Source organism: Pseudazoarcus sp. NS20 (assembly GCF_059703745.1).
Genome location: NZ_BAAKIY010000001.1, coordinates 505,847 through 522,857, shown reverse-complemented (window position 1 = coordinate 522,857; position 17,011 = coordinate 505,847). Strand labels below are relative to the sequence as shown.

Sequence of the window (17,011 nt, the reverse complement as noted above, 5' to 3'; positions counted from 1 at the left end):
AAGGTTGGTTCGCGAGTGAAGATCATCATCCTGGGCGCGGGTCAGGTCGGTACCTCGGTGGCCGAGAACCTCGTATCCGAAGCCAATGACATCACGTTGGTCGATTCCAACGCCGAACTGCTGGATTCTCTGCGTGACCGTTTCGAGGTCCGAACCGTCTGCGGCAATGGTGCCTCCCCTTCGGTTCTGGCCGATGCCGGTGCCGATGACGCAGATCTGCTGATCGCCGTCACCCAGTCCGACGAGAGCAACCTGTGCGCGTGCAAGGTGGCACGCACGCTGTTCAATCTGCCTACCCGCATCGCCCGCCTGCGCTCGGGCGAGTTCGTGGATTACCCGGAACTGCTGTCGACCGAGAATTTCGCGGTCGACTTCTCGATCTGCCCCGAGCAGATCGTCACCGACTACATCAAGCGCCTGATTTCCTTCCCCGAGGCGCTGCAGGTACTGGAGTTCGCCGAAGGCACGCTTAGCCTGATCGGCGTGCGTGCCTTCGAGGGCGGGCCGCTGGTCGGTCATCCGTTGAAGGCGCTCAAGTACCACCTGCCCAACATCGAGGTGCGCATTGCGGCGATCTACCGCAACGGCGAGGCGCTGATCCCGGAAGGTGACAGCATCATCGTGCCGGGCGATGAAGTGTTCTGCCTGGCGGCCACGGTGCATATCCGCCAGGTCATGCGCGAGCTGCGCCGCAGCGATCAGCCGATGCGGCGCATCATGATCGCAGGCGGTGGCAACATCGGCTTCCGTCTGGCGCGCTCGATCGAGCAGGATTACAACGTCAAGCTGCTCGACGTCAGCAAACGCCGTACCGAAATGCTGGCCATCCAGCTCGACCGCACCTTGGTGCTCAAGGGCGACTCCACCGACGAGAAGTTGCTCGAGAACGAGGGCATCGACGAGATCGACCTGTTCGTGGCGCTCACCAACGACGAGGAAGACAACATCATGTCGGCCTCGCTCGCCAAGCGCATGGGCGCGCGCCGCACGCTGGCGCTCATCAACCGCAAGAGCTACGTCGATCTGGTGCAGGGTGGGCCCATCGATATCGCCGTGTCTCCGGCGCAGATTTCCATCGGTTCGCTGCTCGCCCACGTGCGGCGCGGCGATGTGGTGGCGGTACACAGTCTGCGGCGCGGGGCAGCCGAGGCGCTTGAGATCGTTGCGCACGGTTCGGCGGCCGAGTCCAAGGTGGTGGGCAAGCCCATCGAAGCCATTCCGCTGCCGCGCGGGGTCACCATCGGGGCCATCGTCCGCAATGAGATGCGCGACGAGCGGGTGATCCGCCGCGAAGTGATCATGCCGCACCATGACACGGTGATCGAGCAGGACGATCACGTCATTGTCTTCTGCACGCACAAGAAGCTGGTGCGGCAGGTCGAGAAGCTGTTCCAGGTCGGGTTCACCTTCCTGTAGCCCCGGTACATGCGCAGCTACTTTCCCGTCTTCAACGCGCTCGGCCTGATCATCATGATCTTTGGCCTGCTGATGAGCGTGCCGCTGACCGTCTCACATCTGCATGCCGACGGCGCCGTCCAGGCTTTTGATCGTTCGATGCTCATCACCTTCGTGACGGGCGCGCTGGTCTGGTACTTCAGTCGCGGCAAGAAGCGCGACTTGCGGCCGAGCGACGGCTTTCTGCTGGTGGTGCTGACCTGGCTGATCCTGCCGATCTTCGGCGCCATGCCCCTGTACGGCTTCATGCCGGATATCGGCGTTACCAAAGCCTTCTTCGAGGCCGTGTCGGGTCTGACTGCTACCGGTGCGACCATCCTCTACAAGGTGGACGAGCTGCCGGTGGCGATCAACCTGTGGCGCACCTTCATGCACTGGATCGGCGGCATGGGCGTGATCGTGCTGGTGGTGGCCATCCTGCCGCTGCTGGGCATCGGGGGCCGGCAGTTGTTCAAGGCCGAGGTGCCGACGCCGATGAAGGAGTCCAGTCTGACTCCGCGCATCGCCGAAACGGCCAAGGGCTTGTGGATGACCTACGTGTTGCTCACCGTGGCCTGCGGCATCAGCCTGTGGGCGGTGGGCATGGAGCCGTGGGATGCGGTCATTCATGCGTTCTCGGTGGCGGGGCTGGGTGGTTTTTCGAGCAAGGACGAATCCATCGGCTACTTCCAGAGCCTGCCGATCGAACTGGTGGTCATCGGTTTCGCGCTGCTCGCCGGCCTCAACTACGCCACGCATTACCTCGCACTGGTGCGCCGCACGCCGCGACCGTACCTCAATGACCCCGAGATTCCGTTCTACTTCATGGCGCTGACGACCAGCATCGTGATGATGACGGCCTATCTGATGTACTTCGACAGTTCGGCCGATCTGGCCACCACGCTGCGGCAGGTGGCTTTCCAGGTGGTGTCGATATCGACCTCGCTGGGTCTGGTGACGCACGACTTCACCATGTGGCCGGGCTTCCTGCAGTTGTGGCTGCTGTTCCTGGGCAGCTTCATCGCATGCTCGGGCTCGACCGGTGGCGGTATCAAGATGATGCGCGCCATCATCCTGTACAAGCAGGCCTACCGCGAGATCGTGCGTTCGCTGCATCCGAATGCCGTGTATCCGGTGCGGCTGGGCCACCAACGGGTGTCGGAGAACATCCTGCACGCGGTGCTGGCGTTCAGCTTTCTGTACATGGTGTCCATCGTCACGCTGACCTTGATCATGACTGCGCTGGGGGCCGACTACATCACTGCTTTCTCGGCCGTCGTGGCCTGCATCAACAACACCGGCCCCGGTCTGGCGCTCGTCGGCCCGGCCACCAATTACGCCGGGCTCAACGAATTGCAGATGTGGGTGCTGTCGTTCGCGATGATCCTCGGGCGGCTGGAACTGCTCACCTTGCTGGTGGTGCTCACACCGGTGTTCTGGCGCCGCTGAGGCGCTAGAGACTCGCAAGGGTCGGCAGCGGCGCGTAAAACCGGGATAATCCGGCCTTTACGACCGCATCCGGCCGCGTTGTTCGCGGCCCCAAAGGACCGACCCGTGAGCCGTCTTCGCAACGACACCTTCCTCCGCGCGCTGCTGCGCCAGCCCACCGAGTACACACCCGTCTGGCTGATGCGCCAAGCCGGCCGCTACCTGCCGGAATACTGCGAAACACGTCGCCGTGCGGGCAGCTTTCTCGACCTGTGCAAGAACAAGAATCTGGCCTGCGAAGTCACCTTGCAGCCGCTGGCGCGCTACAAGCTCGACGCCGCCATCCTGTTTTCCGACATCCTCACCGTGCCCGACGCCATGGGCCTCGGCCTGTACTTCGCGGAAGGCGAAGGCCCGCGCTTCGAGCGCCCGTTGCGCGAGGAGTGGGAGATCCGCAACCTCACCGCCCCCGACCCCAACGTGGAGTTGCGCTACGTCATGGATGCGGTTTCGGAGATTCGCCGTGCGCTGGATGGCTCGGTACCGCTGATCGGCTTCTCCGGCAGCCCGTGGACGCTGGCCTGCTACATGGTCGAGGGGCAAGGATCGTCGGACTATCGCAAGGTCAAGAGCCTGGCCTACAGCCGGCCGGATCTGATGCATCACATCCTGTCCGTCACCGCCGACGCAGTGGTGGCCTACCTGAATGCCCAGATCGAGGCCGGCGCGCAGGCCGTGATGGTGTTCGATTCGTGGGGCGGTGTGCTGTCCGAAGCGGCGTATCAGGAGTTCTCGCTGGCCTACCTGCGTCGCGTGGTGGCCGGCCTCACGCGCGAGCGCGACGGCGAGCGGGTGCCGAGCATCGTGTTTACCAAAGGTGGTGGTCTGTGGATCGAGAGCATCGCCGACATCGGTTGCGATGCGGTCGGCCTCGACTGGACGATGGACATCGGTCGTGCCCGCAAGCTGGTGGGGGATCGCGTCGCGCTGCAGGGCAACATCGACCCGAACGTGCTGTTCGCGCCGCCCGAGGTGGTGGCCAACGAAGCTCGGCGCGTGCTGGACGCCTACGGGCCGCATGCCGGCCACGTGTTCAACCTCGGCCATGGCATCTCGCAATTCACGCCGCCGGAGTCGGTCTCGGTGCTGGTGGATACCGTGCATGAGCACAGTCGCAGCTTGCGTGCACAAGGCTGATCCGAAGGATCGACCGCAGGTCGGAAACTCGAAAAAAGAGTGAATTGATGCTTGACTTATGCACACGTTCAGGTGTGCGTGAGCAGTTGTTTGGCAGGAATGTGTCCTTTTTCGATCGAGTTATTAAGGCAATGATTTTAAACGGTTTTTATGTTGCGCATTGTTAAGGCAATGTGACAGAAAGGCCGTAGTTCCGCCACATTGGCAGGGTTCTTCCCTGGTTTCGCACAAAGTTATCCACAGATTTTGTGGACAACGGCTCTAAGGGTTGAAGAGCAAGGTCTTAGCGAATTTTTCAATCTTCACACTCAGCTTTATGCTTCAAAGCATTGTTTAGTAAAGGAAATGCAGTCAAATGACTCAGTCGGAGCCGCTTGCCGCACGTGTTGCGATTGCCGTTCCGATCCCGCAACTGTTTGATTACGCGTGTGAAAACATATCCACAGGCGACATCGGCCGGTGTGTGCGTGTGCCGTTCGGTAATTCCGAAAAGAACGGCGTCATTGTCGCCGTGGTGCCCGTCGCCGAAGTCGACCCGGCGCGTTTGAAGCCGGTCACGCGGGTGCTGCACGAGATTCCGCCGTTGCCCGCCGACTGGCTGGCCCTGGCGGGTTTCGTGGCGCGTTATTACCACGAGCCCCTGGGCGAAGTGATCGCACTGGCCTTGCCGCCGGGGCTGCGTCGATCCGATGCGGTCGATTCCGACGCGGATGACCCTTTCGTCGCGGTGTCTGCGGCAGGCCGGGATACGCTGCAAGGCGGTGGTCGGGCCTCGCGTGCCAGATCCTTGCTGGAGGCTCTGCTGCCACTCGGGCCGATGCGGCGCAGCGTGGCGCGGGCCCACCCCGAGGGCGGCGCCGTGGCGGATGCCATGCGACGCGGCTGGCTGGAGGCCACGCCCGCGCCTCATCCGCCGCACACCATCTCGTCTGCTCCCCAGCCCACGGCCGATCAGCAGGCTGCCATCGATGCGGTGGGTGCCCAGCTCGAAGCATTCGGCAGTTGGCTGCTGCAAGGGGTTACCGGCAGCGGCAAGACCGAGGTCTATCTGCGGCTCACCGAACGCGTGCTGGCGGCCGGGCGGCAGGTGTTGATGCTGGTGCCCGAGATTGCGCTCACGCCGCAGCTGGAAGAGCGCGTCGCGTCGCGTTTTCCCTACGCCAACATCGTCAGCCTGCATTCGGCGCAGGCCGATGGGGCGCGCTCGCGCGGTTTCGTGCAGGCCATGGAGGGCCGCGCCGACATCGTGCTGGGTACGCGGCTGTCGGTGTTCACGCCACTGCCCAGATTAGGCCTGATCCTGCTCGACGAAGAACACGACGCTTCATACAAGCAGCAAGAAGGCGTGCGTTATTCGGCGCGGGACGTGGCCGTGTGGCGAGCGCATGACCGCGGTGTTCCCATCGTGCTCGGTTCGGCCACGCCGTCGCTGGAAACCTGGCAGCACGCGCGTCTGGGCCGTTATCGCCCATTGCGGCTGGATGCACGCGCGGTGTCGGCGGCCATGCCCACCGTGCGTTACGTCGATACGCGCAACATCCGCCTTGACGAAGGACTCAGCCCGCCCTTGCGCAGCGCCATCGCGCAGCGTCTGGAGCGCGGCGAGCAGAGTCTGGTGTTTCTCAACCGGCGTGGTTACGCGCCGGTGCTGTCGTGCACGTCCTGCGGCTGGGTCAGCGGTTGCCCGCATTGCTCGGCCAAGCTGGTGGTGCACCTCACCGACCGGCGCATGCGCTGTCACCATTGCGGCACCGAGACGCCGATCCCTCCAGCCTGCCCGAGCTGCGGCAACCAGGATATCCAGCCCTTCGGGCGCGGCACGCAGCGCATCGAAGAGCGCCTGAACGCCTTGTTTCCGCAGGCCAGGGTGTTGCGTGTGGATCGCGATGCGGCGCGCACGCGGCCGCAGTGGGAAGCCCTGCTGGCACGCATTGCCAGCGGTGAGGCCGACATCCTGGTAGGCACGCAGATGATGGCCAAGGGGCATGATTTCCCCAAGCTGACGCTGGTGGGTGTGATCGGCGCGGATTCGTCGCTGCATGCCGCCGATTTCCGTGCTCCCGAGCGTCTGTTCCAGCAACTCATGCAGGTGGGTGGCCGCGCCGGGCGGGCGCATCTGGCGGGTGAAGTGCTGATCCAGACCGAATTCCCCGAGCATCCGCTGTACCGCCATCTGGCACGCCACGACTTCGACGGCTTTGCCGCACGCGAGCTCGAAGAGCGCCGCATGGCCGGCTTCCCGCCATTCAGCTACCAAGTGATGCTACGAGCCGACGCGCCCGAGCTGGAGGCGGCGCTGAACTTCCTGGCGGAGGCACGCGAGATCGCGCAAGACATGGCGCCCGAAGGCCTACGCGTGTTCGATGCCGTGCCGATGCGCATGACGCGTCTGGCGCGCCGTGAGCGTGCGCAATTGCTCATCGAGGCGGATCAGCGCGGCGTGTTGCAGGGCTTCGTGGCGGCATGGCTCAATCAGCTACGCAGGCTGCGCGCACCGCGCACCCTGCGCTGGCAGCTCGACATCGACCCGCTGGAGGTTTAAGCGGTCACCGTGCGGGCGCGCCCGCGCTCTTTGGCAGCGTAGAGCGCCTCATCGGCATCATGCAGCAAGGCGTCCATGCTGCGCGACCCGTCCATTTCCACAAGGCCGAGACTGACCGACAGGCGAAATGACGTGCCATTGCCGTTGATCGGCGTACGTGCCAGCGCATCGTGCAGACGCTGTGTGACGCTTAGCGCGTCGTCCACGGTGGTATCGGGAAGCAACATGACGAACTCCTCGCCGCCCCAACGACCAATCACGTCCGCTGCGCGGAAAACGCTTTTACAGGCGGCTGCGAAAACCGTCAGCGCTTCGTCGCCGCTGTTGTGGCCGTGTTCGTCGTTGATCTGTTTGAAGTGATCAAGGTCGGCCAGGATCAAACAACTGCGTCGTCCGCTGCGCGAGAGTTGCGCGATTTCCTGCAACAGCCGTTCGCTGAACGAGCGCCGATTGGCCAGCCCCGTGAGTGCATCGGTCGAGGCCAGATGTGCCATCTGGCGGCGGGCGGCGTCGATCTCTGCAAGCATCTCGGCCTGCTGGCGGTTCTGGCGATAGAGCTTGAGCAATTGCATGACCTGCCCGGCCAAAGCCAGCAGGATCTCGCCCTGCTCCGGGGTCAGGCCTTCGTGCCGTGGGGCATGATCAAGCACGCATAGCGTGCCCAGCGTGTTGCCCTCTTCATTCTCCAGCACGGCGCCGGCATAGAAGCGAAGATTCGGCTCCTCTTGTACCAATGGGTTCTCGATGAAGCGTGGGTCTTGGCGGGTGTCCGGCACCACGCACAAGCCCGGCTGCAGGATCACGTGGGCACAGATCGAGGTGTCCAGAGGGGTTTGCTGCACCCCCAGGCCAATCTCCGACTTGAACCACTGGCGGTCTTGGTCGATGAAGTTGATGACGGCGATCGGGGCGCCGCAAACGTAGGCAGCGATGCGTGTCAATGCGTCGAAACTGGCCTCGCGTGGAGTGTCTAGAATGCCGTAAGCGTGCAGGGCGGCGATGCGTTGCGGATCGTTGATGGATTTCATGACTGCGCCGGTAAAGGCCATAGCCAGGCCGCGCCGCGCACGCCCGAGGCGTCGCCATGCACGGCCGGCACGAGCCGGGTGGAAACAACATCGGAGAACACATGCTCGCCCCACAGTCGGGGGACGGTGCGGTACAGACGCGCGATGTGCGACAGGCCTCCGCCCAGCACGATCACCTCGGGGTCGAGTACGTTGATGATGCCTGCCAATGAACGAGCCAGGCGGGTTTCGTAGCGCGCCATCGTGGCTTCGCTGCACGCATCCCCGCGCTCCGCGTTTGCCGAAATGCCGGATGCATCCATCAAGACACCCGTGCGTCGCGCATGCTCGGCCGCCATGCCGGGGCCGGACAGATAGGTTTCCAGGCAGCCAGAGCGACCGCAGTAACAGGCCGGTAGCGGCAGGTCGTCTGGCCCTGGCAGCGGCAAAGGGGTGTGCCCCCATTCACCACCGATCCCGTTGGCACCGATCAACAATTGCCCGTTGATGACGATGCCACCACCCACTCCGGTGCCCAGAATCACGCCGAACACCGAGCGCGCACCGGCTCCAGCCCCATCGGTGGCTTCCGAGATGGCAAAGCAGTTGGCGTCGTTGGCGATGCGCACCGGGCGCTGCAGTCGCTCGGAGAGGTCACGATCCAGCGTATGACCGTTGAGGCAGGTGGAGTTGGCGTTGCGGATGCGGCCGTCGGCGGGAGACAGCGAACCCGGCGTGCCGACGCCGACGCTGCCACGCAGCCCGGTAGCGGCTTCGCAGCGCATCACCAGCGTGGCGATGACATCGAGCGTGGCGGCGTAATCGCCTGCCGGCGTGGCCACCCGTTCGCGATACAGGGCGCGGCCGGCAGGGTCGAAGGCGACGAGCTCGATCTTGGTGCCCCCGAGATCGACGCCGATGCGCATCAGCGGGCCTGGAAGCTATCCGCCAACGTGGTTTTGCTGCCCAGCATCTTGCGCGTGCTGTCGTGGAAGTTGCGGTAGGCCTCGTCGCCGCTGCGCGAGCTCATGCCCAGATCGCGCACCAAACCGTCCTCCAGCGAATAGCACCAGCCGTGCAGCGTGACGTTCTGGCCGCGCGCCCAGGCTTCGCGCATCACCGTGGTGCTGCTCACGTTGACCACCTGCTGCATCACGTTGAGTTCGCACAGGCGGTTCTGGCGGTCGCGGTCGGCGGTGAGCGAATCGAGCAGGATGATGTTGCGGTCGCGCACGTCCTGCACGTTGCGCAGCCAGTTATCGATCAGGCCCATGCTGCGGTTGTGCAGTGCGGCCGCGACGCCGCCGCAACCGTAGTGCCCGACGATCAGCACATGCTTGACCTTGAGCACGTCGACAGCGAACTGGATCACTGACAGCGCGTTGAGATCGGTGTGGCCCACCACGTTGGCCACGTTGCGGTGTACGAAGACTTCGCCCGGGTCCAGATCGATGATCTGGTTGGCCGGCACGCGGCTGTCGGAGCACCCGATCCACAGATATTCGGGCGATTGCTGGCGCGCCAGGCGCGAGAAGAAGTCGGGGTCTTCCTGCAGGCGGCGAGCCGCCCAGGCGCGGTTGTTTTCGAAGAGGTTTTCGATTTCGGTCACGGTGGTCTGCCTGCTGTGAGTCTGCGGTGAATTTTAACGTGGCGGAAACGGCTCAGGCCGGCCAGATGCCTAAATCGACCAACTGTCGAGTGGCGGCCGGCGACCAACCACGGTTGGCGGCCGGGCTGGCCGGGCTGGGATGGAGCACGCGACCGATACGTAAGTTCCGCCCGGCCAGCGCCTGTGCGGCGCGTTGTTCGGCCCAGGCACCCACGCCCACCACCCATTCTGGTTGCAAGGCGTCGATGAGGGCGCGCAGGTGCTCATCACAAGCGGCCATCAGCGGGCCGGATTCGGCCACCGGCAGCTTGTCGGGCGTGAGGTTGCGGCCGCCGTCGAAGAAGGCCAGCGGGCAGTAATTGGCCACGAAGTGCTCCTGCGCAAAGGCTTCGGCGCTGCCGAAGCGCTCGCGGAACAGCCCCCACAGGCGGCGGCCGGAGACTTCCGAGCGCGTGCATGCGAAGCCCTCGACCGGGCGCTTGGGGTTTTCGACCGGCGGTTTGCTCACCGTGCCTGACAGGCCCAGCCAGTCGCGCACGATTTCGATCTCGCCGAAGGGCACGCCGGTTTGCGCCATGCCGAAGGGGCCGGGGTTCATGCCCAGAAACACCACGCGTTTGTGCGTGGCGGCAAAGCGCGTCAGGTAGGCCTCATGCACCGGCCAGGCGTAGGTCAGCGGATCGTAGGCGTGACTCACCGGCGGTGCGAAGCGCATCGGCGCGAGGGTGTCGGAAAGCGTGCGTGCGGCATTGATGGCCGCGCGGGCAGTATCGGAAGGGGTCATGGTGATGCCTGTTTTTCGCCGGCGCGCGCCGGCATGTCGTCGATGGCTTGCTGCTCGCCGTTCCACGGGGCCACCTTGAAGAGCAGCAGCATGCCCGGAATGGCGATGACTACGCACAGCGCGAAGAAATCCATCCAGCCCATGTGCTCCACCAACCAGCCCGAGGTGGCGTTGATGAAGGTGCGCGGCACGGCCATCAGGCTGGTGAACAGCGCGAACTGGGTGGCCGTGTAGGCCGGGTTGGTGGTGCGCGAGATGAAGGCCACGAAGGCCGCCGTACCCAGGCCCGAGCCCAGCGCTTCAAAGGAAATCACCACGGCCAGTGCGGCCAGCCGGCCGGCGTCGGAATCCCCCGGCCCCATCCACGCCAGCCACACGAAGCCGGCGGTAGACACCACCTGGGCCACGCCGAACACCCACAGCGCGCGGTTGATGCCGAGCTTGAGCATCCACAGCCCGCCCAGCAGCACGCCGATGATCATCGGCCACAGCCCGGCATTCTTGGCCACCACGCCGATCTCAGACATGCTGAAGCCCATGTCGAGGTAGAACGGTGTGGCCAGTGCCGAGGCCAGCGAATCGCCGACCTTGTAGAGAAAGATGAACACCAGCACCAGCAGTGCCGACTTCACGCCGTGGCGGCCGAAGAATTCCTTGAAGGGTTCGACCACCGCCGCGCGCAGCGTGCGTGGCGCCTGTACCGATGCCTTCGGCTCTTTCACCGAGAGGGTCATCAGCAGGCCGGGCACCATGAACAGCGCGGTGATCAGGAAGACCTGCGACCACGGCAGGTGGTCGGCCAGAATCAGCGCCAGCGAGCCCGGCACGAAGCCTGCGATGCGGTAGGCATTGACGTGCATGGCGTTGCCCAGACCCAGCTCGGCGTCGGGCAGGATTTCCCGCCGGAAGGCGTCCAGCGCGATGTCCTGAGTGGCCGACAGAAAGGCCAGCAGCGTGGTCAGGATGACCACCAATTGCAGGTTATCCACCGGCGACAACTGGCCGAGCCAGGCGATCGAGCAGAGCAGGCCGATCTGCGACACCAGCATCCAGCTGCGCCGCCGGCCCAGCCACGGCAGGATGCCGTAGCGGTCGAGCAGCGGTGCCCACAGAAACTTCCAGGTGTAGGGGAACTGGATCAGCGCGAAGGCGCCGATCACCTTCAGGCTCAGGCCCTCGGTCTTGAGCCACGCGGGCAGCAGGGAAAACAGCAGGAACAGCGGCAGGCCGGAACTGAAGCCGGTGAAGATGCACACCAGCATGCGGCGGTTGAGCAAGGCTTGGCGCCAGCTCGGGCGTTCGGTTTCGGGCACGCGGGTTCCGTCTGAGGGTTGAGGGCCAGACCCGGATTATTGCAGATGCGGTGGAGTGGGGCTCAGGCGTTCAGCCCGCGCAGCAGGCAATCGGCTTCGTTGGCCGGCATGGGGCGGTTGAAATGATAGCCCTGCAGTTCGTCGCACCCGAGGCGCGCCAGATGCTGGGCCTGCGCCGCAGTCTCCACGCCCTCGGCGACCACCGGCAGACCGAGGTTGTGCGCCAGTGACACGGCAGCGGAAACGATGGCCGAATCATTCGGGTCGTTGTGGATGTCGCACACGAAGGAGCTGTCGATCTTGAGGCGGTCGAGCGGGAACATCTTCAGGTAGGACAGCGACGAATAGCCCGTGCCGAAGTCATCGATGGCGATGCTCACGCCCAATGCCTTGAGCTTGTAGAGCAGCGTTACGGCCTCGTCGGGACGGTCCATGACCGAGCTTTCGGTGATCTCGAGCTCGAGCATGGAGGGCTCCAGCCCGGTTTCGGCGAGGATCTCGGCCACCAGATCGGCAAAGCGCGCGTCGCGCAGTTGGCGTGCCGACAGGTTTACCGACACGCGCGGGCGCATGGCCCCCAGGTCGGACCAACGCTTGGCTTGATGACAGGCTTCGCGCAGCACCCACTGGCCAAGCTCGACGATCATGCCGGTGTCTTCGGCAATGGGGATGAAACTGTCGGGCATCACCAGCAGGTTGTCGTCGCGACGCCAACGCACCAGCGCCTCGAAGCCGCTCAAGGTGGCGCCGCGTGCGTCGTGCAGCGGCTGGTACCACAGCTCGAATTCCTTGCGCCCGATGGCACGCCGCAGGCTGTTTTCCAGCTCCAGGCGCATGGTGGTGCTCTGGTTCAGCCCTTCGGTGAAGAACTGGTAATTGGCGCGCCCTTCGGCCTTGGCGTGATACATGGCCGTGTCGGCATTGCGCAGCAGCGTATTGGCATCGCCTGCATCGTCGGGGAACAGGCTGATGCCGATCGACGGCGTGGCGTGCAACTCCACGCCGCCCACCACGTAGGGGGCCGACAGCGCGGCGAGAATGCCTTCGGTGACGCGCGCGGCATCGCTGGCGCCGCCCACGCCTTGCAGCACGATGACGAATTCGTCGCCGCCCAGGCGTGCCACGGTGTCGGACTCGCGCACTTCGGCGCGCAGCCGCTCGGCCACCTGCATCAGAAGTTCGTCGCCCACGTGGTGGCCCAGCGAATCGTTGATGGTCTTGAAGCGGTCGAGATCGATGAACAGCACCGCCAGGCTCTTGCCGCTGCGGCGCGCATCGGCGATGGACTGCTGCAGGCGTGCATCGAGCAGGCTGCGGTTGGCCAGCCCGGTGAGGGCGTCGTGATGCGCGAGGTGCCGGATTTCGGCCTCGATCAGCTTGCGCTCGGTGATGTCGGTGTAAGTCGTGACCAGGCCGGCAATGCGGCCGTCGAGGTACAGCGGCTCGCGTGCGATCAGCAGCGTGCGCCCGTCGGGCCGCGTGCGCTCGAACAGCAGCGGCTCGAAATGCAGCGCCAGACTGCGCCGTTGCTCGACCAGATCGGCTGGTTCGCCCGGGCCGAAGTCGCCGCGCTCGGCCGGCACGCGGTAGATGTCTTCGAAGCGCGCGCCCGAATGCAGCATCTCGCGCGGCACGCCGATCACTTCGGCGTAGCGGGCGTTCCAGCATTGCAGGCGCAGCTTCTCGTCGAAGACGCTGATGGCCTGCGGCAGTTGGTCGAGAATGGCATTGAGGTAAGCGCTGCGGCGGCGCATGGCGTCGGCACTGCGGTCGCGTTCGGTGACATCGCGAATGCTGCCGTGCGACAGCGTGGGGTGGTCACTGTCGTCCAGGTCCACCGTCATGTGTGCTTCGAAACAGGCGTGCTCGCCGAGGCGCGTGATGCAAAAGCCGAAACTCGCGCTGCCGCCGGTTTCGCACAATTGCTGCAACACGCTGAGCACGCTGTTGCGGTAGTCGACATCCACGCGGTCGATGAAGCCCTCGAAGCTCGGTGCTTCGTCGGGCGGGATGCCCATGAGCTCGCGGAAGGCCTCGGACCACGTCAGTTCGCCGCTGCGCAGATCGTGCGTCCAGCTGCCGAGGATCACCGGCGCATGCAGCCATTCCAGGTGGTCGGAAACGATGCGCGCAGCCGCGCCCGTCAGCGTCATGCCGTCTGCGGGTGCGTGATCGGGGCCGGCCGGAACTCGGTGCATGCGTTGCTCCTGGGGAAGCCGTGAACCGCTGCATGCGGTGCGGGCTTGCCCATGTCTGTTGCATGGGCTTGGGCGTAGCCCGCGATTTTCGTCGTCATGTGTATTGAATACAAGCTTTTGCCGCAGGTATTCGTGTTGATGTGCACACTTGCTCCCGCACGCGCTGCGGCCGACAATCCGCCCTCCCGAAGCAAAAGCAGGTGCAAGGCGATGGTGCGCAAAGTGGTGGTGTCGTTCGGAGACGGACAGAGCTTCGAGTTGCAGGTGGGCGAGAAGGATCTTGCGGCGCTCAGCGCCGACGAGGCGCGCGCCTGGCTGGCGGACGGTTTCGAAGCCGCCGGCTGCGAGCCTTCCAACCCCATGGGCAAGCTATTGTCGGGCGATCTGCTGCTGGGTGTGGCGCGTGCGGGCGGTGCCCAAGCCTTTGCCAAGGCCTCGCCGTGGCGCACCCGCTACGCGGTGGCGGCGCTGCAGGTGCGTGAGGCGGAAGCGCTTTTCGTCGATGTCGCCGCTTACGAGGTGCGCGCGCTCGCCTGAGCCGCGCGCCCCAGCCGATACACCGCCACGGTGGCATTCAGATTTGGGTCGTCTTCGACCCGTACGCCGTCGTCGAAAGCCACGCATTCATGCACCACGATGCCGCGCCGTGCGCACAGCGCATCGAAATCGGCAATCGTGAAGAAGCGCACGTTGGGCGTGTTGAACCACTGGTGCGGCAGGCTCTCGGACACCGGCATGCGCCCCTTGGCGATGCTCTCGCGGTGGCTGCGATGGCCGAAGTTCGGAAAGCTCACCACCGCCTCGTGCCCCACGCGCAGCATCTCGTCGAGAATGCCCTCGGTGTTGTGGATGGTCTGCAGCGACAGGCTCATGATGACGTGGTCGAAAAAGCCGTCCTCGAAGCCGGCCAGGCCCTTCTCGAGGTCGCTCTGGATCACGTTGATGCCGTTGTCGAGGCACGCCACCAGATTGGTCGGGTCGTTCTCCACGCCGTAGCCCTGCACGCTGCGCAGGTTCATCAGGTGACGCAGCAGGCTGCCATCGCCGCAGCCCAGATCCAGCACCTTTTCGCCCGGAGCGATCCAGGCGCTGATCACGTCGTAGTCGTAGCGAATGGTCGGGCTCATTTGCGCATCCGTTCGAAATAGCTGCGCAGCACCGCGTGGTAGTGCGCGTCGTCGAGCAGGAAGGCGTCGTGGCCGGCGCCGCTCTCGATCTCGGCATAGCTCACGTTGCGCCCGTTGTGCAGCAGCGAATAGACGATCTCGCGCGAGCGCTCCGGCGAGAAACGCCAGTCGGTGGAAAACGACACCACCAGAAAGTCCGCCGTGCTGCTGGCCATCGCCGCTGCCAGATTGCCGCCGTGGTCGAAGGCCGGGTCGAAGTAGTCGAGCGCCTTGGTGGTCAGCAGATAGGTGTTGGCATCGAACACCTTCGAGAACTTGTCGCCCTGATAGCGCAGGTAGGACTCGATCTCGAATTCCACGTCGTAGCTGTAGATGGCCTTGCCATGGCGCAGGCTGCGGCCGAATTTCTCGGCCAGCGAATCATCCGACAGATACGTGATGTGGCCGATCATGCGCGCCAGCCGCAGCCCGCGCGCCGGCACCGTGGCGTGCTCGTAGAAATGCCCGCCGTGGAAGTCCGGGTCGGTCAGGATGGCCTGACGCGCCACCTCGTTGAAAGCGATGTTCTGCGCCGTGAGCTTTGGCGCCGAGGCAATGGCTGCCACGTTGGCCACGCGCTCGGGGTATTGCAGCGCCCACGAAATGGCCTGCATGCCACCCAGGCTGCCACCCACTATGGCGGCAAAGCGCTCGATGCCCAGATGATCGGCCAGCCGCGCCTGCGTGGTGACCCAGTCTTCCACCGTGATGAACGGGAAATCCGCGCCCCAATGGCGCCCTGTGGCGGGGTTGATCGACGCCGGCCCGGTGCTGCCGAAACAGCCGCCCAGGTTGTTCACGCCAATCACGAAGAAGTGCCGCGTATCGAGCGGTTTGCCCGGCCCCACCAAGTTGTCCCACCAGCCGATGTTGCCGGGATCGTCGGCGTACTGGCCGGCTACGTGATGCGAACCCGACAGCGCATGACACACCAGCACGGCATTGCTGCGGTCGGCGTTGAGTTCGCCGTAGGTTTCATAGACGAGTTCGTAGGCCGGCAGCACTGCGCCGCTTTTGAGCTGCAGCGGTTCATCGAAAACCGCCCGCTGCGGGGTGACGATACCGACCGATTGAGGCTGGACCATGGTGTCTGAAATCAAGTTTGTCCCCCATGCAAACCGCTGCGCAGGTGGCAGCGGTGCCGGCTTCACACGTTCCTCGGATGTGGCATGTGACTGCACTTCATCCAGAGGGCTGTTTTGTCTTGAAACCGCCGGGCGACAAAAACAAAAAACCCTGTCGGCTCGAACGCGGACAGGGTCGCCCTCGCTTTAGCCGTATTTATTAAGCGCCCGCAAGCTGTAGCTCAAATCAGCGCTGATAGGCCGCGAAGTTATCCCGGCGGGGGCGGAAAGTCAATTTCTGGGGTGGTTTGGTGTTTGTTTTGATTGGGGTTGGGGTGCGTGTGGGGGGCTTTCGGTTTCTTGATTGGCGTTGTTCGCAAGGCTGAGCTTGCGCTTGCCGCTGCGTCCTCGCTGCTGTTCTGGGCCTTTCGGCTCTAGAAGGTGTTGCGATGAGTTCGTTGTGTAGGTCTTGACTGGCCGGGACTCGCCCCGGCGGGCGACCTTCTTTCTTGGTACACCCCAAGAAAGTAGGCAAAGAAACGTGCCCCGCATCCGCGCCCCTTCGGGGTTCCCTCGCTCCGGGGGATTTCGCCGGCCGGTCCTGAACTCGCTTCGCTCGGACAGCAGGACCGGACTTCCCCGGTGAAATCCCCCTGCGCTCGGCGCTTCTGAGGGGAGGATGGGTGCGCGCGGAGCGGCCCGTTTTCTTTGAGTAGGTTAGTTGGGTTTTGGGTTCGTTCTCAGTGCCATTTGGCAGCGCAGAGGTGCCTAAGGCACAACCGCTCTACCGTCATTGCGAGGAGCGCAGCGACGAGGCAATCTCGCAGCGTTTGCAGATTGCACTGTCAGTAGATTGCCGCGCTGCGCTCGCAATGACGGGTACAAGCGCATTGCGGCGTACTGGCCTGTTCTTGCCTATAAGTTGAAAGCCCCAACAAGGGCTGCTAACAGTCCGAGCGCCACTAGCGATTTCGCTGTTTTGTGTTTGGAGTTGAATTTGCTTTTTTTCATCTCTTCTTGGAAAGAGATGTAGTCGAGGCGGCGGCCGACATCTGACAAAAAATCTCTTTCGACAACGAACTTGAGAATGCCGCCTGAAATCATTAAGAGGACCCCAAGAAAAAATATTGTCAGATACATGTTCGAGTCTCGAGGCAGTGTGTGGGCAATCATATGGGACTGGTTGTAATCCGCGGCGCGGCCAGTCTGGAGGGCATCCCCCTTCTGAGCCGCTGAGCGCAGAGTGCTCACGGCGGGGCCTTCCGGCCT

At 64.1% G+C, this 17,011-nt stretch carries 14 protein-coding genes; 5 read left to right on the top strand and 9 right to left on the bottom strand.

Translation table 11 applies throughout. The annotated features are described in order from the left end of the window. Positions 1-15: 15 nt before the first annotated feature. The 4 genes from trkA to AC6H0W_RS02505 all read left to right on the top strand — a co-directional run bounded on the left by trkA (position 16) and on the right by AC6H0W_RS02505 (position 6,601). Positions 16-1,416: a Trk system potassium transporter TrkA gene (gene trkA / locus AC6H0W_RS02520; protein ID WP_497575540.1), complete on the top strand. Its 1,401-nt coding sequence runs from the start codon at positions 16-18 to the stop codon at positions 1,414-1,416. Between the two features lie 9 nt (positions 1,417-1,425). Further along, a complete protein-coding gene (locus AC6H0W_RS02515; protein WP_497575539.1) occupies positions 1,426-2,883 on the top strand; it encodes a TrkH family potassium uptake protein in 1,458 nt (485 codons plus the stop codon). Between the two features lie 105 nt (positions 2,884-2,988). After that, on the top strand, positions 2,989-4,059 hold the full coding sequence (gene hemE, locus AC6H0W_RS02510) for a uroporphyrinogen decarboxylase (RefSeq protein WP_497575538.1): 1,071 nt from the start codon (positions 2,989-2,991) through the stop codon (positions 4,057-4,059). A 355-nt stretch (positions 4,060-4,414) separates the two neighbouring features. After that, positions 4,415-6,601, top strand: coding sequence for a primosomal protein N' (locus tag AC6H0W_RS02505; protein ID WP_497575537.1), 2,187 nt, complete (start codon positions 4,415-4,417; stop codon positions 6,599-6,601). On the opposite strand, the gene AC6H0W_RS02500 is transcribed toward AC6H0W_RS02505, so the two are convergent. From AC6H0W_RS02500 to AC6H0W_RS02475, 6 genes are all read right to left on the bottom strand, one after another. Next, entirely contained in the window at positions 6,598-7,629 is a 1,032-nt protein-coding gene (locus tag AC6H0W_RS02500) for a sensor domain-containing diguanylate cyclase (RefSeq protein ID WP_497575536.1), read from the bottom strand. The genes AC6H0W_RS02505 and AC6H0W_RS02500 overlap by 4 nt on opposite strands. Continuing rightward, on the bottom strand, positions 7,626-8,534 hold the full coding sequence (locus AC6H0W_RS02495) for an ROK family protein (RefSeq protein ID WP_497575535.1): 909 nt from the start codon (positions 8,532-8,534) through the stop codon (positions 7,626-7,628). The genes AC6H0W_RS02500 and AC6H0W_RS02495 overlap by 4 nt, the downstream gene beginning before the upstream one ends. Continuing rightward, complete coding sequence (can, locus tag AC6H0W_RS02490) at positions 8,534-9,217, bottom strand: carbonate dehydratase (RefSeq protein ID WP_497575534.1); 684 nt, start codon at positions 9,215-9,217, stop codon at positions 8,534-8,536. The genes AC6H0W_RS02495 and can overlap by 1 nt, the downstream gene beginning before the upstream one ends. A gap of 52 nt (positions 9,218-9,269) precedes the next feature. Continuing rightward, positions 9,270-10,001, bottom strand: coding sequence for a uracil-DNA glycosylase family protein (locus AC6H0W_RS02485; RefSeq protein ID WP_497575533.1), 732 nt, complete (start codon positions 9,999-10,001; stop codon positions 9,270-9,272). Then, positions 9,998-11,314 (bottom strand): AmpG family muropeptide MFS transporter, encoded by a 1,317-nt coding sequence (locus tag AC6H0W_RS02480; protein ID WP_497575532.1) that lies wholly within the window; start codon positions 11,312-11,314, stop codon positions 9,998-10,000. The genes AC6H0W_RS02485 and AC6H0W_RS02480 overlap by 4 nt, the downstream gene beginning before the upstream one ends. Positions 11,315-11,376: 62 nt before the next feature. Then, positions 11,377-13,512, bottom strand: a complete 2,136-nt coding sequence (locus tag AC6H0W_RS02475; RefSeq protein WP_497575531.1) for a putative bifunctional diguanylate cyclase/phosphodiesterase — start codon at positions 13,510-13,512, stop codon at positions 11,377-11,379. Positions 13,513-13,722: 210 nt separating this feature from the next. Between AC6H0W_RS02475 and AC6H0W_RS02470 the strand changes: the two genes are divergently transcribed. Next, positions 13,723-14,049 carry a hypothetical protein gene (locus AC6H0W_RS02470; protein WP_497575530.1) on the top strand — a complete coding sequence of 109 codons (327 nt, stop codon included), beginning with the start codon at positions 13,723-13,725 and terminating at the stop codon, positions 14,047-14,049. On the opposite strand, the gene metW is transcribed toward AC6H0W_RS02470, so the two are convergent. From metW to AC6H0W_RS02455, 3 genes are all read right to left on the bottom strand, one after another. Beyond that, positions 14,025-14,639, bottom strand: coding sequence for a methionine biosynthesis protein MetW (gene metW, locus AC6H0W_RS02465; RefSeq protein ID WP_497575529.1), 615 nt, complete (start codon positions 14,637-14,639; stop codon positions 14,025-14,027). The two genes, AC6H0W_RS02470 and metW, sit on opposite strands and share 25 nt — an antisense overlap. Further along, positions 14,636-15,763: a homoserine O-succinyltransferase MetX gene (gene metX / locus AC6H0W_RS02460; RefSeq protein WP_497575528.1), complete on the bottom strand. Its 1,128-nt coding sequence runs from the start codon at positions 15,761-15,763 to the stop codon at positions 14,636-14,638. The genes metW and metX overlap by 4 nt, the downstream gene beginning before the upstream one ends. 894 nt (positions 15,764-16,657) lie before the next feature. Beyond that, on the bottom strand, positions 16,658-16,993 hold the full coding sequence (locus AC6H0W_RS02455; RefSeq protein ID WP_497575527.1) for a hypothetical protein: 336 nt from the start codon (positions 16,991-16,993) through the stop codon (positions 16,658-16,660). Positions 16,994-17,011: the final 18 nt, after the last annotated feature.

What these genes read in the sequence shown, in the direction of transcription:
- AC6H0W_RS02505 (WP_497575537.1), top strand. Translation starts at nt 4,415, where the DNA reads ATGACTCAGTCGGAGCCGCTTGCCGCACGTGTTGCGATTGCCGTTCCG.
- AC6H0W_RS02470 (WP_497575530.1), top strand. Translation starts at nt 13,723, where the DNA reads ATGGTGCGCAAAGTGGTGGTGTCGTTCGGAGACGGACAGAGCTTCGAG.
- AC6H0W_RS02475 (WP_497575531.1), bottom strand. Translation starts at nt 13,512, where the DNA reads ATGCACCGAGTTCCGGCCGGCCCCGATCACGCACCCGCAGACGGCATG.
- AC6H0W_RS02515 (WP_497575539.1), top strand. Translation starts at nt 1,426, where the DNA reads ATGCGCAGCTACTTTCCCGTCTTCAACGCGCTCGGCCTGATCATCATG.
- metW (WP_497575529.1), bottom strand. Translation starts at nt 14,639, where the DNA reads ATGAGCCCGACCATTCGCTACGACTACGACGTGATCAGCGCCTGGATC.
- metX (WP_497575528.1), bottom strand. Translation starts at nt 15,763, where the DNA reads ATGGTCCAGCCTCAATCGGTCGGTATCGTCACCCCGCAGCGGGCGGTT.
- AC6H0W_RS02495 (WP_497575535.1), bottom strand. Translation starts at nt 8,534, where the DNA reads ATGCGCATCGGCGTCGATCTCGGGGGCACCAAGATCGAGCTCGTCGCC.
- AC6H0W_RS02500 (WP_497575536.1), bottom strand. Translation starts at nt 7,629, where the DNA reads ATGAAATCCATCAACGATCCGCAACGCATCGCCGCCCTGCACGCTTAC.
- AC6H0W_RS02485 (WP_497575533.1), bottom strand. Translation starts at nt 10,001, where the DNA reads ATGACCCCTTCCGATACTGCCCGCGCGGCCATCAATGCCGCACGCACG.